The sequence below is a fragment of the Melittangium boletus DSM 14713 genome (assembly GCF_002305855.1).
Taxonomy (GTDB): Bacteria; Myxococcota; Myxococcia; order Myxococcales; family Myxococcaceae; genus Cystobacter; species Cystobacter boletus.
Genome location: NZ_CP022163.1, coordinates 4,091,335 through 4,111,078 on the forward strand (window position 1 = coordinate 4,091,335; position 19,744 = coordinate 4,111,078).

Here is a 19,744-nt window from a genome sequence, read left to right on the forward strand (position 1 = left end):
GGGCAAAGAGGCGGGTGACCTCGGGCGTGGTCTCTAACACGCCTTCTTCCCCGGTAGGGAGACGCTGTCTGGTTCCTCTGTTCGAGCGCTAATACCGCTCGCGGTACACCGAGACCACGTCCTGGACGGAAAAGATGTTCGCCGTGTCCTTGGTTTCCTTCGATTTGGCACCGAGATCGCCGTCGAAGGTGAGCTCCACGCAGATCTTGAAGGTGGCCCCGCTGGGGGTCCGGGCCTCGGTGAAGCGTCCGTAGACGCGGTTCTGCCCGAAGACGAGATGACCCTGGAACGTGCTTCGCCGTTCCAGTTTTCCCCACGGATCGCGCAACTCCACCGTGGTGGCTCCTTCGCGGACGAAAACTCTGTCCGGAGGCTCACCCAGGGGAGTGAATCCGACGAGGTGTGTCCAACTGGTCAGGGGAAGCAATTCAAGTGCATTCATGCTCTCGAAGCCTCCTTCCGGGCACTCCGGGAGGCTGGGCGTGGACTTGGAGACGTCGGCGGGGGTGGGGCGAACGGGCGTACCCGTGCACGCGGCCTGGGCGGCGGCGGCTGCCCCCAGACACCATCGGGCGGCGGGAGCGAGGACCTTCTTCTTCGTGTTTCCCGGGGCGCCGGGGGCCTGTGGTTTCGTCACGGCATCGTCCTTGGATTGCGTCACCGTGGGGGCGACGGCCGCGGGGGTGTTCGCCACCTGGGGCGGAGCCGAGGCCCTTTCAATCTCCGGTGGTGCTCCCGGGGACGCCACTTCCTGGCCAGACCTCCATCTCTGGGTAGGGGAGGGCTCGTCCCACGTGGCGAGCCTCCATCCTCCGTAGAGAAGGCCCACGGCCACGGCCATCGCCACCCCCGCGCGCGGGAGTGCCTGGCGCCACCGGGGCCGTCGCGTCTCCTCCGAGACGGAGGCTTTGTCTCGCAGCGGCACCCGCCAGGAGTCATCCGCTCCGGCCAACAGCCCGTTCAGCGCCTCGTACAACGCGAGGGCGCTCGGGTAGCGATCCTCGGGCCGCTTCTCCAGGAGTTTCAGGCAGACGCGGCTCAGGGGCTCGGGCACGCGGGGGTTGAGGATGTGCGGTGGTAGGGGCACCTGGTGGAGGACGGCTTGAAGCGACTCGGGCTCGTCCGCTTCCACCTCGAAGGGAGAGCGATTCGTGAGCAGCCGGTAGAGCACCACGCCCAGCGCGTACAGGTCGTCCGCCGGGCCGGGACGGTAGTGGGCCCCGGGTTGGAGCGCCTTCTCCAGGAAGAACCGCCACGCCTCGGGAGCGCGGTAGTCGGCCGTGCCGGGAGGGAGCACGCCCTCGGTGAGGGTGTTCTGTCCCTCGCGGCGGGCGGCTCCGAAGTCCACGAGGACGGCTTCTCCGTCCCGGTCGCGCACGAGGATGTTGGCCTCCTTCACGTCCCGGTGGACGACGCCGTGGGAGTGCATCACGGCCAGCGCGCGCGTCACGCCCATCCCCTTGAGCACCACGCCCCGGGCGTCGGGGTTGTCCCGATGCGCCCAGACCCCGAGCTCGGGGCCTTCGATGTAGAGCGACTTGAGCCACAGGAAGCGAGGCAGGGTGAGGGGCCAGAGGCCGAAGCCCAGCTGGCGCCCGAGGTTGGCATGGCGCCAGGGCATGGCGATGGCGCACTCGCGCCGGGCGCGCGCCTCCGATTGGCGCAGGGAAATGAATTTGAGGGCGAACAAGGTGCCGGTGAGCGGATCCCTCGCGCGGTAGACGGTGCCAAAGCCCCCGGCCTTCACCCGTGCCTCCACCACCGTGCCGCTGACGTGCGTGCCAGGAGGCAGCTCCAGCGTGTCGCTCTCGTGCATGTTCACCTCGGAGCGGACACGGTAGCAGAAGGAGCCTACTTCCCAGGACAACTCCCGGAGTCCCACTTTTGAGACAGGGTGGCTCGAAGGAAGCGCGCTCGCTGGGGGGACTGCCCTCGCGCCCATCCTTCGCGGTAGCGTCCGGGTTCTCTCCCTTCATCGGTTCCCCATGCGCTCCGCCCTGTCCCTTCCTGGCTTCCTGCGCGTCTACGCGCTGCCCGCCCTCTGGATCTTCGCCCTCCCCCTATTTGGCTGGTGGTTCGCCGGTCACGCCACGGATCGGTTCGACCGGGACGTGCTCACCAGCATCGAGGGGCAGATCTCCCGGAACGCCAAGCTCGGTGAGGAGGAGCGGCAGGAGGCGTTGGAGTTCTTCCGCGCCGTTCCGGCCTCGGTGGCCTGCCTCGACCCGGCGGAGGAGTTGTCGGGGTTCCGCAACAGTCTCGGCGAGGCGTGCTCGGACGTGCGGCAGTTCGACTGGATGCGCCTGTTGTCGCTCGCCTCGGTGCTGGTGGGGATTGTCTCCGCGGTGCTCGCCTTGCTGTGCGCCCTGGCGGCGTTCGTCTCGCGGCCCTTGCAGTACGGCGGCTTCGTGGTGGGCTGGAACGTGCTCCGGGTCACCGGGGCGCTCCAGGCGCTCGCCCAGGGAGCGCTGGCCGTGTGGCTGTCCTACTGGATGACCGCGGTGTGGTTCGAGCGCTACTACCCGAAGCTCATCGTCATCGTCGGTGTGTTGGCGGCGTTCGCCCTGTTCCAGGTGGTGAAGGCCATCTTCCGCCGCCCGGCCATGGACTTCGAGGTGGAGGCGGAGGTGCTCGAGGAGGCGCACGCGCCGGAGCTCTGGGCCCACGTGCGCCGGATCTGCGAGCGCATGGGGACGCAGCCTCCGGACCACATCCTCGCGGGCATCGACACCAACTTCTTCGTCACCGAGAGCGAGGTGCGCGTCGGAGAGCGGACGCTCACGGGCCGGACGCTCTATGTGAGCCTGTCCTTGCTGCGCCTGCTCGAGCGCTCCGAGGCGGACGCGGTGCTCGCGCACGAGATGGGGCACCTGCTCGGTGGGGACACGGGCCACGGCAAGCGGCTCGCGCCGATGCTCGCGCGCTTCGCGCAGTACCTCCAGGCGTTGCGCGAGGGGATTCTCACGCTGCCCATCTTCCACTTCATGTTGGCGTACCGGGGGCTGTTCGAGCTGTCGCTCGGGCGCAGCCGGAGAGCGAGCGAGCTCGCCGCGGACCGGCTCGCGGCGGGGATCACCTCGGGGCGGGACATCGCCCGTTCACTCGTGAAGGTGGGCGCGTACTCGAGCTTCCGGGAGCGGGTGGAGTCCAGGCTCTTCGAGGGCAACGAGCAGCACCAGGACGTGGCCATCGCGCAGCGGGTCGCGCTCGGCTTCGCGGAGTACGCGGGCTCCGAGGCCGTTCATGGGGATCTGCACGGCTCGGTGACGCCGCACCCCTTCGACTCCCACCCTCCGCTGGCCGCGCGTCTGGAGAACGTGGGAGAGGTGCTCGAGCCGGACGACGTGGTGCGGGTGTTGCTGGCGCCCACCAGCGCCTCCTGGGTGAGCGCCATCCTGGAGGCGGAGGCCATCGAGGCGCGGCTCTGGGGCGCGTACGAGGCGCGCTTCGCGGAGGCGCATGACCTGGTGCTCGCCTACCGGTATGTGCCGTCCACCGAGGAGGAGCGGCGGCACGTGGAGAAGCATTTCCCGCCCCTGTCCTTCGAGGGCAAGAAGGCCGGGCTGGAGGTGCGTCTGGATTTCGCGCAGGTGAGCTGCACGGAGTGGGAGGAGCCCGTGTCGCTCGCGCAGGTGAAGTCCGCCAGCACGGAGGAGCGGATGTTCAAGAAGTACCTGGACCTGCAGCTCAAGGACGCGGGCTTGTTCAAGGGCAAGCGCTCCATCTGCCTGAGCAAGTTGCAGGATGGGGATGGGATGCTCCGAGCGTTCGGTCAGTACTTCGGCCGTCACAAGACGATGGAGGAGCACCAGGCGAGTGTGCGGGAAGCGGCGTGACGGCGGCTCAGGGCACGCTTTGGGGCCGACTCGTGAAGAGCGCGTGAAAGAGCGTGGTGTCCGGTGGTTGGTGGGGGTCCACGCAGAGAGGGATGGGCATCTCGGCCGTTTCTCGCGAAAGAGCGCTGACGTTGAACGTCGCCTCGATTCTCCTGGCGATCGTGTGTGAGATGTCCCGCCACTCGGGCGGCAAGGGAGGGAAGAACAGCTCGTGGCTCGTAGGCCTTCCTCCCTTGAACTCATGGTGCACGGCGTAGAGGGTGTAGACCGGGGCCAGGATGCTCACACAACCCACGACCGCCCAGTCGGCATGAGGCGGTTTGTTGTTGTCTCGCGGATAGACGGCACACCGGAGGGATGCATCCACGGTAGCGGTCGCATCTCCGATAACGAAATCCGGCAAGTCCCCCTTGAGTGCATCGAGGAACGTCCGCCATGTCTCCATGTGCGCGAGTTGATGCCGCCATCGATCGTGAAACCGCTCGAATTGCGTGCATGTCTCCGGACGCAGGTAGGCTTCCATGCGCGAAGGCCAATAGTCTTGAGCGATAGCGATCAACTGCTCCGTGGAGAGCGTCAAGGATTCAAGCCTGCTCTGCTTTTGATCAATGCTGGGTCAGGGGCATGGGCTGACGTGTCGGCCCGGTGAGGGCTTCCAGCCGGTGCTTCCAGCGCAGCTCCTCCAACTCCCGGTCGAGCCGATCGCGCTGGCTCTCCGCCTGGGAGATCGCCTCGCCCAGGCGCTCGGCGTCGTAGGTCGCTCCGCGCTCGGGGGAGAAGATGTCGGCGGCCTTCTGGAGCAGATCGCACAGGTGGTGCACGTCCGCGCGGGAGGCATCCAGGGCCTCCTGGAGGCGTTGCCGGGATTCCTCGAGCAGGGGCTCGGCCACCTCGCGCCGCAGCTCCTCGTCCGTGCGCAGCCGGGCACCCCGGCCGAGCATTCCCGCCAGCACGCCGCCCACCAGGGCCGCTCCCGCCAGCGCCCAACCGCCCTTCTTGCGCATGGAGCTCATCAACGCCGCGGCACCCAGGGCGGCCAGTCCCCCGGTGCGCGCCGAGCTCCAGTCGAAGAAGAGGGCCCGTGGCTCCACGAGCCGGCCAAAGCGATCCGTCAGCGCCGCGCGCGTGGGGCCCTCCACGTCTCGCGCCAGCTCCTGGGCCATGCGCCGCTCCAGGCGCGCGCGCAAGGCGTGCAGCGAGGGCTCGATGCGCTCGCTCAGCTTCTCGCGGAAGGCCTCCGTCAATCGGCGCTGCGACTCGGGCAGCCGGGGGTGGAGCGCGTCCACGCACGCCTCCACGAAGCGGGGCAGCTCCTGCTCCAGCCGCCGCCCCTCGTCGGCCAGCACCTCGTCCAGGCCCAGGCGCAACCGCGAGAGCGTCCCGGGACGCAGCGGCGCCAGGGGCCGCAACTCCAACAGCGCGTGGAGATCCGCGAGCAGGCGGCTCCAGTCCTTCATGGCCGCGTCCAGCAGGGCGAGCTGCCGCGCCGCCACCCGTTCGGCCACCGCTTCGCGCAGGGCGTCGACGCCCTCTCCGAGCAGGGAGACCTCGAGCACGGGCAGGGTGGGGGGCAGCCGGGCGCCTCGAGGCGGCCGGGGGCTCGCGTCGGGGGAGGACGCGGGGAGCGCGCCCCGGTGGACGAGGACGACCTGGAGCGTGCCGTCGGGAAAGGACTCGGGCAGGTGCCGCAGCCACGCCTGCTCCTCATCGGAAGGCGGCGTGTCCGCGGACAGCAGCAGCAGGCAGTGCTCGGACAGCTCGGTGAGGGAGAAGTCCGGGCCCAGGTCGCCCATCGCCGACATCACGTCCTCGCTCCGGGCCACGCCGACTTCCAGCCACCGCCAGGGCACGTCCGCGCCGAGCGCCTGGTGCAGGGCGCTCGTGTCCGCCGGGGCTTCTCCCGCCAGGGCCACCACGGGCCGTGCGAGCCGTTCGAGCGCGGGCGTGGAGCGCTCCAGTTCGTGGGCGAAGGGCACCCGCGCGAGGAGTTCCCGCCGCTCGTGGGCGAGGCCCCGCGCGAGCCGGGACCGCTGTTGGATGTGCTCCGCGTGCGTCATGGAGTCATCTTGACTCAGATGCCCGCGCGCAGCCGCTTCCAGTCGAAGTTGGCGGCGGGGTCGCTCTTGCGGCCCTTGGGCACGGCCACGTCCTTGTGCCCGACGATGTTGTTGGCGGGGACCTTGTACTCCTGCTTGAGGTAGCCCACGAGCTGGGTGAGCGACTTGTACTGGGCGTCGGTGAAGGCCGTCTTGCCCGAGCCGTCGTTGACGATCTCGATGCCGATGGAGCGGCCGTTGACGTCGGTGGGTACCCCGTGCAACTCGCCCTTGCCCGCGTGCCAGGCGCGCTTTTCATCCCCCACCAGCTGGTAGATCTTCCCGTCGCGGTCCAGCATGTAGTGGGCGGACACCTGGCTCTGGGGGTTGCGCATCCAGGCGAGGTCCCCCGCGCCATTGTTGGAGCCGGTGTGGTGCAGGACGATGGTGTCGATGTCCATGCCACCGCGCGAGTTGGAGTTGGGCGAGGGCGCGTTGATGACGGGCGGCTTGGTGAAGGTGCCGGGCTTGCTCGGGCCGGGCTTGCTCGGGCCTTCCACGGGGGGCTTGCCGCCCGCGGCGAGGGCCTTCTTGAGCGCCGCGTGGGTCAGGTCCCCGTAGTAGCCGGTGGTGGGCAGCTTGTGGTCCCCCTGGAACTTCGTCACCGCGGCCTTCGTCTTGTTGCCGAAGACGCCGGGGCCCGTGGCCACCTGCTCCTTCGTCATGTAGCCGAGCTTCACGAGCGCGTCCTGCAACTGCTTCACCTGGGGGCTCCGGTTGCCAAACTCCAGGCCCGCGGGCGGAGCGGTCACGGCGGCGGCCGCGGTGCGGGCGGTGGCGGCGGGAGCGGCGGTATTGCGGATTTGCATGGACGTCTCGGGGGAAGTGTTTTCTCAATTATCGTGAGGAGGCCTCGCCAGTTGCCACCCTCCTTTTCCCCACACCGTCCGTGTGCCTCATGCAACGGGAGGTGCGGGGAGCGTGCGCTCCTCTCCCCGTCGGCGCACGGCGCGCCAGGTGAGCCGCACGCCGAAGAGCAATACGAGCACCGCCGTCCCGGTGAACAGGGCGCCCACGCGGCTGGCGCGGGGCCGGTCGTCGTGCCACATGCTGAAGCCGGGCGCGAAGGGCGTGCGGATGAAGCGCTCCACGGAAATGACGGGGGCCTGGGCCTGCCGCTCGTTCTCCATCCAGTGGGCGGACAGGGGGAAGTCGCCGCGCGTGGTGACGAGCATGGGGCGGTAGATGCTCTCGCCCTCGCGCGAGCTGCGGCGGCGATCGACCCGGCCGCCGCGCAGTTCCTCCAGCGAGAAGGTGAGGGGGGACTCCCGGGTGAGCCATCCCACGCGGGTGAGGTCGCAGGGGCCGCCGCTCTCGCACTGGAACTCGACGCGCGCCTTGGTGTCGAGGAAGCCCAGGCCGAAGACGAAGAAGGGGATGGACAGGAGCAGGATGCCCGCGCCGGCGAGGAACAGCGAGCGCGAGGGGGTGACGGGGGGCGGGGTATCGCTCACGCCCTTTCTCTTAACACGCGGCATGGTGCTGTTGACCAATGCGCACCCGAGCGGCCTGGAGTGTCCACCAGCGGCGGCCATGTCTCCCGAGGGGGTGACGGAGTGGGGGGGTCCGGGGCAACGACAGGGGCTCGGCCAAAGCGAGGAGGCGCGATGAAGGCGGTGGCGGTGTTTCCCAAGGGGCACGAGGTGAAGGTGATCGACGTGCCGGAGCCGCGTCTGGAAGCGCCCGGCCAGGTGCGGGTGCGCACCCTGGAGGTGGGCGTGTGCGGCACGGACAAGGAGATCGTCCAGGGGCTGCATGGCCGTCCACCCCAGGGGGAGGATCACCTCATCGTCGGGCACGAGTGCCTGGGCGAGGTGGTGGAGGTGGGCGCCGGGGTGAAGGACGTGAAGGTCGGAGACCTGGTGGTGCCCCGGGTCCGCCGGCCGTGTTCCGAGGCGTCCTGCGCGCCGTGCCGCCAGGGCCACGCGGACTTCTGCGTGACGGGCCAGTACACCGAGCGCGGCATCCAGGGCGCGCACGGCTTCTGCGCGGAGTTCTTCGTGGAGGACGCGCGCTACCTGCACGTGCTGCCGCGCGAGCTGCGCCAGGTGGGGGTGCTCACCGAGACGCTCACCATCGCCGAGAAGGCGCTGCGTCAGGTGGCGCTCCTGCGCCAGCGCGTGCCCTGGAAGCGCGACGCGCCCGAGCGGGCGGTGGTGCTGGGAGCGGGGCCGGTGGGTCTGCTCGGGGCCATGGCGCTCGTGCGCGCGGGCTACGAGACGACCGTGTACTCGCACTCCCGCAAGCCCAACAAGAAGGCGGAGCTGGCCGAGTCATGGGGCGTGCCGTACCTGTCCTCCGAGGAACTCGAGGTGAAGGCGCTGGTGGAGCAGCGCGGCCGGGCGGACGTGGTGTACGAGGCGGCGGGCGCGGCGGGCGCCGCGTTCACGCTCGTGTCCGGGCTCGCGCCCAACGGCGTCTTCGTCTTCACCGGCGTGCCCGAGAGCGAGAAGGAGAAGGTGGATCAGGGCGCGCTGATGAAGCAGCTGGTGCTCAACAACCAGGTGCTGTTGGGCACGGTGAACGCCGCGGCGGAGGACTTCGAGGCGGCGGTGAGGGACTTGAGCCTCTTTCGCGGCACCTGGCCCGGAGGGTTGGAGGCCATCATCACCGCGCGTCATCCTCCCGAGGACTACGCCGAAGTGGTGACAGGCGACAAAAGCAGCGCCGTCAAGGACGTCATCGTCTTTTCCCGGGGATAGGAAGTGGGGGATACTGGTCCGCTCCCTTCCCGGCAGGAGGTGGGGGACCGGGTCCGGGGGGAGGGGAGCCACGTCGCGCGAACCACAGGAGGATGGACATGGACGGAGCCTGGCTGGACATCTCGGTGCCATTTGGCGAGGAGCCCGCTCAAGGAGGAGAAGGCTCGGCGGCGGGCTTTTCCGAGAACGCCCAGGCGCGGGCCGACTGGCTCAAGCGCGCGGCGTGGATGGGCACCTATGTGACGGCGCCCCCGAGTCTGGAGTTGGACCTGGAGGACACCGAGCGTCTGCCCTTGAGCGCCACGGTGGGCAAGGCGCGGGTGCTCCTGCTCGATGACGTGGACTGCATCCGCGCGGACTCGCTGGCCGAATACGAGCCCCGCGCGGGCGAGCGGCTGCTCCTGCGCACGCGCAATTCCTCGCGCGAGTGGTGGAAGCGGCCGCACGGTGAGGACTTCGTGATGTTGTCGGACGCGGCGGCGCAGCTCCTGGTGGAGCGCCAGGTGGTGTGCGTGGGCGTGGACTATGTCTCGCGCGCGGGTTTCCACGCGGAGGGCCTGGCGGTGCACCAGCGCCTGCGCGATGCCGGAGTGTGGCTCATCGAGGGATTGGACTTGAGCGAGGTGAAGGTGGGCGTGCACGAGCTGGTGTGCCTGCCACTGCGAGTGAAGGCCGAGTGGGGCTCGCCCGCGCGAGCGCTCGTGCGCTCGATGCGTGACGCCTCCTGAGCGGGTCCGGGTGGCCGGTAAGGTTCTCGTGAGGACATCCGGCGCACTTCTTCCACGCGGATGAACGCTTCGCACTGGTCTGGGCTCCCCGGGGGTTCGTATCTCAAGAACTCATCCGTGGAGGGCTCCGGTGCGGATGCCGGTGCCTCCACCCTCCGGGAGAGGCCCATGAATTCGGAAAAGACAGCGCGCTCACCGGCCATCGAGGACCACGGCGTCATCGGCGACCTGCGCACGGTCGCCCTGGTGGCGACCAACGGGATGATCGACTGGCTGTGCTTTCCGAACTTCGACAGTCCGAGCATCTTCGCCGCGCTGTTGGACCCCGAGAAGGGAGGCCACTTTTGTGTCTGTCCGGAACTCCAGGACGGCCAGAAGTCGGCGGTGCACAAGCAGTTCTACTGGCCCGACACCAACGTGCTGGTGACGCGCTTCTACAGTTCGGATGGTGTGGGCGAGCTCATCGACTTCATGCCCGTGGTGGGGACGGATGGCCACGAGCCGGTGCGCAAGCTCGTGCGTTACATCCGCGTGGTGCGCGGCAAGATGCGCTTCACCATGGATTGTCTGCCCGCCTTCAACTACGCGCGCGACAAGCACACGGCGAAGCTGGTGTCCGGCGGCGCTTCCTTCGTGTCCGACACCTTGAGCCTGATGCTCTCCACCCAGGCCCCTCTGGAGACGGATGGGCAGCGCGTCACCTCGCGCTTCATGCTGGAGGAGGGCCAGTCCGTGGTGCTCAGCCTGAGCGAGGGCGCGCCGGAAATGTGCGCCGAGCGCGTCCTGGGCCAGGAAGACTCCGATCATCTCTTCCGCGCCACGGTGGACTACTGGCGCCACTGGCTGAGCCGCTGCACGTACAAGGGCCGCTGGCGCGAGGTGGTGCAGCGCTCGGCGCTCGCGCTCAAGCTGATGACGTTCGCGCCCTCGGGCGCCATCGTGGCCTCGCCCACGTGCAGCCTGCCGGAAACCCCCGGGGGCAGCCGCAACTGGGATTACCGCTTCGTGTGGATCCGCGACGCGGCCTTCACCGTGTATGGGCTTTTGCGCATTGGTTTCTCCGAGGAGGCGGGGGCCTTCATGCGCTGGCTCGAGCAGCGCATCTCCAAGCTCGGGCCCAACGAGCCGCTTCCCCTCATGTTCGCGCTGGATGGCGGCCTCGTGCCCAAGGAGGAGGAACTCCAGCACCTGTCGGGCTACCAGGGGGCGAGCCCGGTGCGCATCGGCAATGGCGCGGCGCACTCGCACCTGCAATTGGACATCTACGGCGAGCTGATGGACGCGGTGTACCTGTACAACAAGCACGGGGCGCCCATCTCGTATGACTTCTGGAGCCACTTGCGCCGGTTGATGAACTGGCTGTGTGACAACTGGCGGCAGAAGGACGAGAGCATCTGGGAGGTGCGGGGCGGCCGGCAGAACTTCGTCTACTCGAAGATGATGTGCTGGGTGGCCCTGGATCGGGCCATCCGGCTGGCGGACAAGCGCAGCTTCCCGGCGGACCGCGCCCGGTGGCACCACGAGCGCGACGCCATCTTCGAGGAGATCATGGACAAGGGCTGGAGCCACGAGCGCGGCGCCTTCACGCAGTCCTATGAGTCCAAGGCGCTCGACGCGGCCAACCTCATCATGCCGCTCGTCTTCTTCCTGTCGCCGGTGGATCCCCGGATGCTCTCGATGCTGGACGCCATCCGCAAGCCGCCCACGGAAGGGGGCCTCGCGTCGGACGGGCTCGTGTTCCGCTATGATCCGGAGACCACCCAGGACGGGATGATGGGCGAGGAGGGCACCTTCAACCTGTGCACCTTCTGGCTCGTGGAGGCCATGACGCGCGCGAGCGTGAGCCGGCCGGATCTGCTCGACGAGGCGCGGCTCGTGTTCGAGCGGATGCTCGGCTACGCCAACCACCTGGGCCTGTACGCCGAGCAGATTGGCTTCGAGGGCGAGTCCCTGGGCAATTTTCCCCAGGCCTTCACGCACCTGTCGCTCATCAGCGCGGCGTACAACCTCAACCGCTCCCTGGGCGAGGAGGACTGAGCGTTCAAGGCCCGTGTATGCTGGGCCCGTTCCGGTGTGTTCTTCCAGGTGAGGGCTCCACCGGCGTGGGCGGTATGCCCGGGAGTGTGGGATGAATCCGCTGGACTGGACGGGGCCGGAGTTCCTCGGCTTCTACGCATTGTTCCTCGTGGCCGCTTTCCTCGTCGCATGGGCGTGGAAGCATGCCCTCAACCAGCCGGCGGAGCCCCCCGCGCCTTTCGAGCTGGATCTGGATCCCTACCAGGTGGCCATGCTGGAGGGGCCAGACGCAGCGGTGCGCGGCGCGGTGGTGGCGCTCGTGCACGGAGGCTCCCTGCGCTTCGAGGACGACGCGCTGCGCGTGGCCGCGCCCCTGCCCCGTGGGGCGATGGAGTTGGAGCGCGCCGTGTACCGCTCCGTGGAAGAGCAGTCGGGCACCCTGAGCGAGCTGCGCGAGGACGTGGAAGGCGAGCTGCGGCGCCTGGAGGATTCCCTGAGGGGGCGGGGCTTCCTGCGCGATTCCGAGCAGGACGCGCGCTACAAGAGCTACCCCTGGCTGTTCTTCCTGGTGGCGCTCGGCCTGGGAGTGATGAAGGTGATGGTGGGGCTGTCTCGAGACAGGCCGGTGGGCTATCTCGTGGGATTGCTCTTCGTCGCCTTCGTGCTGGGCCTGAGCCTGCGCTTGTTCCACAGTCGGCGCACGCGCCGGGGCGAGCGGGCACTGGCCTTGCTGCGGCAGCGGCACGAGACCCTGCTCCACAGCGCCTCCGCCGAGGGTTCCGCCGGGGCGATGCGTCCAAGGGAGCTGGCGCTCGCCGCGGGCCTCTTCGGAGTGGGGGTGCTCTCCATCGTGCACTTTCCCCTCCTGCGCGACTACCTGATGCCCGTGAGTCCTTCGTCGGGGGGTGGCCCCGGTGGCGGGGACAACAGTAGTTGGGGCAGTGACTCCTCGAGCAGCGACTCGAGCAGCTGCGGCGGGGGCGACAGCGGGGGGGGTGGCGGCTGCGGGGGCTGTGGCGGAGGCGGTGGGGATTGATCAGCGCATGATGAAGTCGAAACGCTCCACCGCCGCCTTGAACTCCTCCAAGGTGGCGCCCGAGCGCTTCGCCTCGGCGGGTGCGTAGAATGTCAGGGCGGACGTGGAGGGAAGCTCCTTGAGCGGCCCTTGCAGGATGACCGGAGTGAAGTCGCCCGGCCATGGCACGCTCAACAGCTCCGGCCCGTATTTGATGGGGTCCACGATGGTGAAGCTCGGCCATTTCGGAAGGTGGATTGTCTCCATGTCGCAGCTGTGGAATCGGCACAGGTCTAGTCGGGCCTCGGAGAAGTCGCAGTCCTCCATTCCGCCGAGCTTCCACGGGTCCTGGTACTCCTCGCGGTAACCGAACTCGTTGCCGCTAAACCGGCCCTTGAAGCGGCAGCCCTTCAAGCCCATCGTCGTCCAGCGTGCGTCGTTGAACTCGCGCTTCGCTTCGATGGTGCAGTCGATCAACCGTCCTGACATGAGCGTCAGCCAGCGTCCCTCGACGCCAATGACCAGCGTGCAGCGCCGTAGCGTGATGTTCGGGCCGAGCCAATAAATGCCACCCTTCGACAACTCCAGCCGCTCGTCCTCGAGTTCGCGGTGGTCGTAGTGGACGTTCGGAGTCACGCGGCCCTCAGAAGAAGATCATGCGGAAGAAGAGGGTGGCCATCCTCCGACCGTGCAGCTCGAAATTGGACTCAGTACCAGACAGGATCTCGTAGTGGTACCGCTGCCCTGCCGGCCCTGTGACATCGACCCCCCGATTATTCCAGGACAGGTGCTTGAAGCGCCGCCTCAGCTGTTCTTCCACCCATCGCCCACGCGCCTGGCGCTCCAGCAGCTCCGCGCGGTGCAACAGGCCTCGATTGAGCATCCGGGTCATGGCCGCCCTCACCTTCGGTGAGTAGTACCTCGGCCCCCACTGCGCCGCCACCTCCCTCGCCGCCGCCTGGAGCTGGTCACCGAGCGGATCCGACGTGGGGATGTCACTCACGGACAGGCCTTGTGGAAGATGCCACTGCTGGCCGCCGATCTCCACCTGCCTGTTTCCTCCGCGGTGCCGATACACCTCGTTGGCAGAGGGCCTGCCTGGGGCTGAACTCGCCGCGCCGTTGCGGCTCATCATCGCCCCGGCGAGCGCACCCTCGGGCGCCACGATGACCGATAGGGCGCCCTTGGTCGAGGCCGATACCGCCTGCACCCGCTCCACCTTCACCAGCACCCAACCCGGTCCTCCCTGTGCCGCGAACTGCAACCGCGCGAGTTTGTAGCCCGGTAGTGAACGCAGGACCGCTGCCATCTCGCCCAGCGCCCGCCCCGAGAGAGCCGTCACCGTGAGAATCATGGCCCGGGCGGCGTCCGTCCCCAGCACCTTGGCGAACTCCGCTCCGGCCTCACGCAGCTCGTCGAACGTGGTGGCCTCCCGGGCCTTCATCGCCAGCACCGCCCAGCCGTCCATGAGGCCCCACACCGTGTCGATGCCCAGCCATGCCACCAGCGCCACGGTGAGTGCGGCCGCCACCCCCTTTGTCGCGGGCTCCGGCAGTAGCCAGAGGCCTAGATACATCCCCACCGCCCACATCACCGAGGCGAGAATCATCTGGGGGCTCAGCTCGTGCCCGAGCGCCGCGTACGTTTCGTCCAGGACCGAGCCGAAGGCCAGCGCCAGGGCCAGCGTCCTCCGGTCCTCCGAGCGCAGGTAGGGGCCATCGTCGAGGAGCCCGAGGCAGTCGCCTCCTCCCCGGACCATGCAGAAGCGTTCGTACCTCGTCCGGAGTTCGGCCTCGGCTTCCGGCGTGAGGAGCACGGGCCCTGTCTGCTCCACTGGGAGAAGGGAGTAGACCTCTCCCCGGCCGTTATTGGCTCTTGGGTCCGCCTCGGCCAGATACCGGCCGCTCGCCGTTACCGCTGAAACCGGTTGCATGTCCTGGGCTTGGCGCAGCAGCTCCCTCACCTTGAGGAGTTGCATGGCCACCTCCTGGGGCCTGCCGTGGAGTTGGAGGCCCGAAGCAAGGCGCTCCACGTGCTCCCGGAACTCCGCCTTGCTGATGGGCACCGGTCGGGTATTCACCCGCTCCTGCTCGATGACGGCCACATCCAAGACAACCGCGCCCTCAAGCCCGGGCTCAGTCGCACTTCCCTCGCTCCCTGGCCCCGTAGGGCCCTTCATGGGGGCACGCGTCGCACACGCCGCCTGGAGAAACAGCACCAGCAGCCAGATGGCTCCTGCCGGTGCCCAGTGCGACCGCGCTCGTCCAGCCGCGCCCTTTCCCCCGTCGGTGCCGCAGTGTTTCTTCTCCATGTTGAATGCCCCTCCCGACTGCAGATAACCCCTGAGGATAGGCCAGGAGTCTACCTACCTCGCAGGGGAGAGACGCCCGGACGCTCATTCCGCATGTCCACCCACTCGGGGACTGCTCCAAATGCCCAGGAGCACAGGGTATTGTATCGTGGCCCGCACCCATGAGCGATTCTCAAGCCAAGCGGCTGATCTTCACCCCCGACCTGATGCTTCTCGTGAAGCGGAATCAGCAGTACTCCGGTCCCTTGCTCCACCGCCTCGCGCTAATCGACGGGACTGAAGGCGAAGCTCTTCGTGATCAGATTGAGTGCGCAGCGGCAGCGGTCCCCGGGGATAAACATCAGCGGGTTTTGGGACCGATACGTGGGAAGAAATCCTCTGACGACCAGGTCATGGATGCGCTCGGAACGCTTTTGCTGGCCAAAACACTGGCTGACCTGGATTGGGAGGTGGAGTATGAACCGGAGGAGGCTGGGGGGACGCCTGACCTGCGAATCCGTAAGGGGAATGCCGTCTATCTCGTGGAGGTGCGCCGTGCAGCGGGCCCATTGCGGGACGTAATGAGCAAAGACATTTCGCGCCTTCGTGATGCGCTGAGCGGACTCAAAACCAGAACGCCCATTGGCATCCGGCGCGCTCGGATCAATGGTCAATCCTCATTGAAACCGTTCTTGAAGCACCTTCAGGCGCTTCTCGCAGTCCCCAGGCCGGACGAGATCCAAGTCTTCGACCAGGACGGCGTGTACGTCCAATTTCATGTCCACAAGGCGCTTGAAACCGAGGTGTCCGCACTTGCTGGGTGGATGGGGGCACCCATGCACGGGCAGAACCTCGACGCTGTTCGCGCGGCCATCCACGAGAAATTGGGGAAGTACAAGGTCCCCCTGATTGTCGCGCTCGACCTGAGGAATCTGCCGGAATCATTTCACGCCATGGAAGATATCGTTTTGGGACAGACAATTGTCAAGGTTCCCATCCGAACGGACGGAGGTGATTTCGATGACACTGTGCAGGTGGTACGTGCCAATGACAGTATCTTCGCAGAGACTGGTAGCAACGGTGAGCGTGCGCGAACGAGGCTTCAGGCCCTACTTCCATTTCAGCTGAGGTCCTTGGATTCCAAGCTCTACACCGTGCAAGTTCGGGTCTTCGCGAACCCGGTTCTAGATCCTTTCCTACAGCTTCACGAGTTCGACCCCATTCCGCGGTTCATCGTCACCGAGGAGACTGCGGAGGGCAGGGTGATGAACTACATGGTAGGAAACACGAGGGTGTCCGATACGAGCGAACTGGCTGACTGCGCCACGTTCCGTAATGGGCTCGTTGTCAATCACCTTCATGTACGGCTGCCTTTACATGAGTGATGTGCCTTGTCATCCGAAGGTGGCGTTCTTCGCTAGGAGTTCGTGTCCGCCGTGCTTTCATTTGCGTGTATACGAGCTCGTCGCGATTTGCTCCGAAACCACCAACTCGTTCATCCTGTCTTGCCCCACGGTGACATTGGCCAAGGCAGGGCACTCGTATGTTCCAGTGGGTCGCTCACCCAGTTCGGCGCATGGCCTTCCTGGTACCCGGCTGCGAGGGCCATTCGTCTCATGCTCTCCCCGGACGATGCGCCCGCGCGACCTGTTGCTGGCAGCGGGCCTTTTCGGAGTGGGCACCCGGGCGCTCGTTGACGATCCCCTGCGCGATTACCTAGTGCCTCCGAACGCGGGTGGGGACTCCTGCGGGACGGACAGTTGTGGTGGGGACGGATGCGGAGGGTATGGGGGTGGCGATTGAAGGGTCTCACGGGCGTGGGGCTGGGCTGGCGGCGGCAGCTCGCGCATTTCATCGACACGGCCGAGGGCATCGGCTTCGTGGAGGTGTTGGCCGAGCACCTGGACGCCCGGGGGCCCCTGCCCGTGCCGCTCGTGCGACTTCAGGAGCGCGGAGTGCCGGTGGTGCTGCATGGCGTTTCCCTGGGCCTGGGCAGCGCCGAGCCCCCCGCGCCCGAGCGTCTGTCCCGGCTGGCGCGGCTCGCCGAGCGGCTGGGCGCGGTGGGAGTGAGCGAGCACCTGGCCTTCGTGCGTGCGGGAGGCGTGGAGTCCGGACACCTGCTACCGGTGTCCCGGAGCGAGGCCGCGCTGGAGATCCTGGCGGAGAACGTGCGCCTGGCCGAGGCGGCGCTCCCAGTGCCGCTGGCCCTGGAGAACGTGGCGAGCCTCTTCGAGTGGCCCGCGCCCGCCTTCGATGAGGCGGGATTGCTTACCGGAGTGCTCGAGCGCACCGGGGCGCTCGTGCTCCTGGACGTGGCCAACCTGCACGCCAACGCCCTCAACCTGGGCACGGACACGCGGGCGGTGTTGGAGGCGGTGCCGCGCGAGCGTCTGGCCTATGTGCACGTGGCGGGCGGGGTGCGGCGCGGGGCGCTGTACCACGACACCCATGCGCATCCGGTGCCGGAAGGGCCGCTCGTGCTGCTGGAAGCGCTCGTGGCGCGGGTGGGGGCGGTTCCGGCGTTGTTGGAGCGGGATGATCACTTTCCCGCGCCCGAGGAGCTCACGGGGGAGTTGGAGGCGATGCGGGAGGCGCTGGCGCGCGGCCAGGCGAGACGGGCGGGCGCATGAGCGAGCGGGAGGCACTGGCGCGGGTTCAGGCGGAACTGGTGCGGGCGCTGGGCCTGGGCGGACCGGTGCCGGAGGGCTTCGACGCCGAGCGGGTGCGGGCCGCGGCGGACGCGCTCCTCTCCAAGCGCCGGCGGGGCGTGCGGCGCGCATGGCCCCTGTTGAGCGAGGCGCTGGGCGAGGACTTCTCCCCGGACTTCGATGCCTGGGCGCGCGCGCATCCCCTGAAGGGCGTGGAGCCTCACGCGGGCGCGGACGGCTACCGCTACGCGAACGCGCTGCGGGCCTCGGGGCGCTTGCCCGTGGGACGGGCCGAGGAGGAACTGCTGCGCTTCGAGCTGCGCTGGCGCCTCACACCAGAGGGCGGGGTGGTGGCGCGGAGGGGATGGGTTCCCCGGCTGTGGCGGGTGGGGAAGGCGCGGCGCTGGGTGCTGGGGATGCGGCTGCCCGGCGGGCGCCTGGTGTGCTGGCGGCTGCCCGGCTAGGGCGCCTTCTCGCTCGGGCCGATTCCGTGCCAGAGGATGTCCAGCAGACGCTCCAGCCAGGGATCCTCCTCCTCGGAGAGAACCCGCTGGTTCGTCACATGCGCGAGGAAGTAGCGGTACTGCACTCCCGCCATGAAGAGGCCCGCCATCACCTTGGGATCTCCGCCCCGCAGGAGGTCCCGCTCCTGGGCGCGGCGGAACCAGTCCGTCGTCGCCTCGAAGGCGCGCGCGGGAGCGGGGTCGTCCTTGCCGCGCCACTCCTCGGGGGTGATGCCCGCCTCTCTCAAGACGGAGAAGGCCGGCACCATGCGCCGGAAGAAGCCATCAATGGTGTGGGCGAGTTCGCGCACCTGGGTGCGGAAGTCGCGTGCGTCGGGGCCCGCCTCCACCAGGGGGAGCCAGGGGGGCGCGCTGCCCACGGCGAAGGCCGCCTTGAGGAGCTCCCGTTTGCTGCCAAAGCGTTTGAGCAGCGCCGGCCCCGAGACGCCCAGGCGCGCGGCGATGGTCTCCGTGCTCACGGAGGCCCCATGCTCGATGAAGCACGCTCGCGCGGTTTCCAGAATTTCCTCGTCCAGGACCTGCCGGGGACGCCCCATGTAACCGCCCGCATGAATTGGTTAGCTATCGCTAACTAACTAACTCCGAGACGGGTCTGGAATCAAGAGGGGTATCCCACCTCCTGGGGTGGATGAGGGGCGAGCGAGCAGGCCTCGGCTCTGGGAACTCCTCTGACAGGGTCACACCCCGTGGACCGTTTGTGAAGAAGGGTGTGGCCAACCTGACCGGGCCTGGAGGTCCGCGCCCCCCGCTCATCGGGAGGGAGAGACCGCTCCGGGACGAGATGCCGGCTCCAGACTTCCTGGAAATACGGTCCGCCCGTCTCCGGGCCGGGTAACTCTTACCGGATTACGGACGGGGCCCGTCCCCGAGTGCCTTGTAAGTGCCTGGAATAACACGAGGCAGCCGAGTCCCGGCGCTGGCACGCGGAATGCTCTAGTCCATCCTCGTCAGGTACACGGGTTGGGACGGGCGGGTTCGGGGTCGGGCGCGGTTGGGGATGGGCGGGCAGGTCGAGGGCGGCGGGTCAGGGGTTTCGGGGGGTTATGGGGGCAGGACCACTCGGGGGAGTGGGCAGTGGCAGGGTGAGACCGTCGGGGAGGGGCTGCTGGGGGCGGCTCCTCCCCGATTCTTTTGGCGGCGAGCACGAGCATTCAAATCATTTGAATGTTCGTGCATGCCTCGCCGATTCGCTGTGGCTTCGTGGGGTCCGGCTATGCTCGCCGCGCATGCCTCCACTCGCGCTCGGGAAGGGGCCGGGCCCGCTCCGGCGATGGTTCGTCGTGGGCCTGGGTGTGGCCACCTGCGGTCTGTTCGGTCTGACCTTCGTGGTGGACCGCTTTGGCCAGCGCGAGTCTTCTCTCCCGGCGGAGGTGGGCGTGGTGCTCGGCGCGCGGGTGCTGCCCGGCGGCGTGCCCTCGCCCGCGCTGCGCGCGCGCATCGAGAAGGCGGTGGACCTCTACCACCGGGGCCTTGTGTCCCGGCTGCTCTTCTCCGGGGGCGTGGGGACCCATCCTCCCTCGGAGGCCCAGGTCATGCGCGACGTGGCGGTGCGGCTCGGGGTTCCCGCCGAGGCCTGTCTCCTGGAGGAACAGAGCCATTCCACCGAGCAGAACGCGCGCTTCTCCACGCGGCTGCTGCGTGAACTGGGCGTCCATCGCGTGGTGGTGGTGTCTGATCCGTACCACCTGCTGCGGGCCCGCCAGTATTTCCGGCTGGAGGGCTTCGAGGTGTCCACGAGCCCCGCGCTCCTCAGTGAGCGTCACCTGAGCGCGCCGGATCGCTTCTACTGGACGGTGCGCGAGGCGATCGCGCTCCTGGTGCACCCCCGCGTGCTCCTCGCCCGGGCTCCCGCCGGGTAGGTCATTCTTGGTCCGGGGTTGTCTCCTGGG

General features: G+C 68.1%; 17 protein-coding genes. 9 read left to right on the forward strand and 8 right to left on the reverse strand.

The window, feature by feature from the left end; all coding sequences use genetic code 11:
- Window positions 1-88: 88 nt before the first annotated feature.
- Window positions 89-1,816 (reverse strand): serine/threonine protein kinase, encoded by a 1,728-nt coding sequence (locus MEBOL_RS17370; RefSeq protein WP_170115530.1) that lies wholly within the window; start codon window positions 1,814-1,816, stop codon window positions 89-91.
- Between the two features lie 169 nt (window positions 1,817-1,985).
- Here MEBOL_RS17370 and MEBOL_RS17375 point away from each other — a divergent pair, with 169 nt between their 5' ends.
- Window positions 1,986-3,836, forward strand: a complete 1,851-nt coding sequence (locus tag MEBOL_RS17375) for a M48 family metallopeptidase (protein WP_095978487.1) — start codon at window positions 1,986-1,988, stop codon at window positions 3,834-3,836.
- A 7-nt stretch (window positions 3,837-3,843) separates the two neighbouring features.
- Here MEBOL_RS17375 and MEBOL_RS17380 read toward each other — a convergent pair whose 3' ends face one another.
- From MEBOL_RS17380 to MEBOL_RS17395, 4 genes are all read right to left on the reverse strand, one after another.
- Window positions 3,844-4,281 (reverse strand): hypothetical protein, encoded by a 438-nt coding sequence (locus tag MEBOL_RS17380; RefSeq protein ID WP_157775088.1) that lies wholly within the window; start codon window positions 4,279-4,281, stop codon window positions 3,844-3,846.
- 160 nt (window positions 4,282-4,441) lie between these two features.
- Complete coding sequence (locus MEBOL_RS17385; protein WP_095978489.1) at window positions 4,442-5,893, reverse strand: hypothetical protein; 1,452 nt, start codon at window positions 5,891-5,893, stop codon at window positions 4,442-4,444.
- Between the two features lie 14 nt (window positions 5,894-5,907).
- Complete coding sequence (locus tag MEBOL_RS17390) at window positions 5,908-6,741, reverse strand: peptidoglycan recognition protein family protein (RefSeq protein ID WP_095978490.1); 834 nt, start codon at window positions 6,739-6,741, stop codon at window positions 5,908-5,910.
- An 87-nt stretch (window positions 6,742-6,828) separates the two neighbouring features.
- The gene (locus tag MEBOL_RS17395) at window positions 6,829-7,386 is read right to left on the reverse strand and encodes a hypothetical protein (protein WP_095978491.1); all 558 of its coding nucleotides are present in this window, start codon (window positions 7,384-7,386) and stop codon (window positions 6,829-6,831) included.
- Between the two features lie 153 nt (window positions 7,387-7,539).
- On the opposite strand from MEBOL_RS17395, the gene MEBOL_RS17400 reads away from it, so the two are divergent.
- The 4 genes from MEBOL_RS17400 (at window position 7,540) to MEBOL_RS17415 (ending at window position 12,414) form a co-directional block, all read left to right on the forward strand.
- Window positions 7,540-8,634, forward strand: a complete 1,095-nt coding sequence (locus MEBOL_RS17400; RefSeq protein ID WP_095978492.1) for a glucose 1-dehydrogenase — start codon at window positions 7,540-7,542, stop codon at window positions 8,632-8,634.
- Between the two features lie 98 nt (window positions 8,635-8,732).
- A complete protein-coding gene (locus MEBOL_RS17405) occupies window positions 8,733-9,362 on the forward strand; it encodes a cyclase family protein (protein WP_157775091.1) in 630 nt (209 codons plus the stop codon).
- Between the two features lie 168 nt (window positions 9,363-9,530).
- Window positions 9,531-11,399: a glycoside hydrolase family 15 protein gene (locus MEBOL_RS17410; protein WP_095978494.1), complete on the forward strand. Its 1,869-nt coding sequence runs from the start codon at window positions 9,531-9,533 to the stop codon at window positions 11,397-11,399.
- Between the two features lie 91 nt (window positions 11,400-11,490).
- Entirely contained in the window at window positions 11,491-12,414 is a 924-nt protein-coding gene (locus MEBOL_RS17415; protein ID WP_095978495.1) for a TIGR04222 domain-containing membrane protein, read from the forward strand.
- Here the strand turns inward: MEBOL_RS17415 and MEBOL_RS17420 are convergent, their stop codons facing one another.
- The gene (locus tag MEBOL_RS17420) at window positions 12,415-13,029 is read right to left on the reverse strand and encodes a hypothetical protein (RefSeq protein ID WP_095978496.1); all 615 of its coding nucleotides are present in this window, start codon (window positions 13,027-13,029) and stop codon (window positions 12,415-12,417) included.
- 7 nt (window positions 13,030-13,036) lie between these two features.
- The gene (sitA5, locus tag MEBOL_RS17425; protein ID WP_483869363.1) at window positions 13,037-14,572 is read right to left on the reverse strand and encodes a SitA5 family polymorphic toxin; all 1,536 of its coding nucleotides are present in this window, start codon (window positions 14,570-14,572) and stop codon (window positions 13,037-13,039) included.
- Between the two features lie 293 nt (window positions 14,573-14,865).
- Between sitA5 and MEBOL_RS17430 the strand changes: the two genes are divergently transcribed.
- From MEBOL_RS17430 to MEBOL_RS17440, 3 genes are all read left to right on the forward strand, one after another.
- On the forward strand, window positions 14,866-16,068 hold the full coding sequence (locus tag MEBOL_RS17430; RefSeq protein WP_095978497.1) for a hypothetical protein: 1,203 nt from the start codon (window positions 14,866-14,868) through the stop codon (window positions 16,066-16,068).
- A 414-nt stretch (window positions 16,069-16,482) separates the two neighbouring features.
- Entirely contained in the window at window positions 16,483-17,313 is an 831-nt protein-coding gene (locus MEBOL_RS17435) for an MbnB/TglH/ChrH family RiPP precursor modification enzyme (protein ID WP_095978498.1), read from the forward strand.
- Complete coding sequence (locus tag MEBOL_RS17440) at window positions 17,310-17,795, forward strand: SCO6045 C-terminal-like domain-containing protein (protein WP_095978499.1); 486 nt, start codon at window positions 17,310-17,312, stop codon at window positions 17,793-17,795. Before MEBOL_RS17435 ends, MEBOL_RS17440 begins: the two co-directional genes overlap by 4 nt.
- Here the strand turns inward: MEBOL_RS17440 and MEBOL_RS17445 are convergent.
- On the reverse strand, window positions 17,792-18,391 hold the full coding sequence (locus MEBOL_RS17445; protein WP_095978500.1) for a TetR/AcrR family transcriptional regulator: 600 nt from the start codon (window positions 18,389-18,391) through the stop codon (window positions 17,792-17,794). The genes MEBOL_RS17440 and MEBOL_RS17445 overlap by 4 nt on opposite strands.
- Window positions 18,392-19,081: 690 nt before the next feature.
- Here MEBOL_RS17445 and MEBOL_RS17450 point away from each other — a divergent pair.
- Window positions 19,082-19,714 carry a YdcF family protein gene (locus tag MEBOL_RS17450; RefSeq protein WP_095978501.1) on the forward strand — a complete coding sequence of 211 codons (633 nt, stop codon included), beginning with the start codon at window positions 19,082-19,084 and terminating at the stop codon, window positions 19,712-19,714.
- Window positions 19,715-19,744 lie beyond the last annotated feature (30 nt).

Excerpts from the sequence above, each read along its gene's own strand:
- MEBOL_RS17370 (WP_170115530.1), bottom strand. The coding sequence starts at position 1,816 with ATGCACGAGAGCGACACGCTGGAGCTGCCTCCTGGCACGCACGTCAGC.
- MEBOL_RS17375 (WP_095978487.1), top strand. The coding sequence starts at position 1,986 with ATGCGCTCCGCCCTGTCCCTTCCTGGCTTCCTGCGCGTCTACGCGCTG.
- MEBOL_RS17380 (WP_157775088.1), bottom strand. The coding sequence starts at position 4,281 with ATGGAGACATGGCGGACGTTCCTCGATGCACTCAAGGGGGACTTGCCG.
- MEBOL_RS17385 (WP_095978489.1), bottom strand. The coding sequence starts at position 5,893 with ATGACGCACGCGGAGCACATCCAACAGCGGTCCCGGCTCGCGCGGGGC.
- MEBOL_RS17390 (WP_095978490.1), bottom strand. The coding sequence starts at position 6,741 with ATGCAAATCCGCAATACCGCCGCTCCCGCCGCCACCGCCCGCACCGCG.
- MEBOL_RS17400 (WP_095978492.1), top strand. The coding sequence starts at position 7,540 with ATGAAGGCGGTGGCGGTGTTTCCCAAGGGGCACGAGGTGAAGGTGATC.
- MEBOL_RS17405 (WP_157775091.1), top strand. The coding sequence starts at position 8,733 with ATGGACGGAGCCTGGCTGGACATCTCGGTGCCATTTGGCGAGGAGCCC.
- MEBOL_RS17410 (WP_095978494.1), top strand. The coding sequence starts at position 9,531 with ATGAATTCGGAAAAGACAGCGCGCTCACCGGCCATCGAGGACCACGGC.
- MEBOL_RS17415 (WP_095978495.1), top strand. The coding sequence starts at position 11,491 with ATGAATCCGCTGGACTGGACGGGGCCGGAGTTCCTCGGCTTCTACGCA.
- sitA5 (WP_483869363.1), bottom strand. The coding sequence starts at position 14,572 with ATGAAGGGCCCTACGGGGCCAGGGAGCGAGGGAAGTGCGACTGAGCCC.
- MEBOL_RS17430 (WP_095978497.1), top strand. The coding sequence starts at position 14,866 with ATGAGCGATTCTCAAGCCAAGCGGCTGATCTTCACCCCCGACCTGATG.
- MEBOL_RS17440 (WP_095978499.1), top strand. The coding sequence starts at position 17,310 with ATGAGCGAGCGGGAGGCACTGGCGCGGGTTCAGGCGGAACTGGTGCGG.
- MEBOL_RS17445 (WP_095978500.1), bottom strand. The coding sequence starts at position 18,391 with ATGGGGCGTCCCCGGCAGGTCCTGGACGAGGAAATTCTGGAAACCGCG.
- MEBOL_RS17450 (WP_095978501.1), top strand. The coding sequence starts at position 19,082 with ATGCCTCCACTCGCGCTCGGGAAGGGGCCGGGCCCGCTCCGGCGATGG.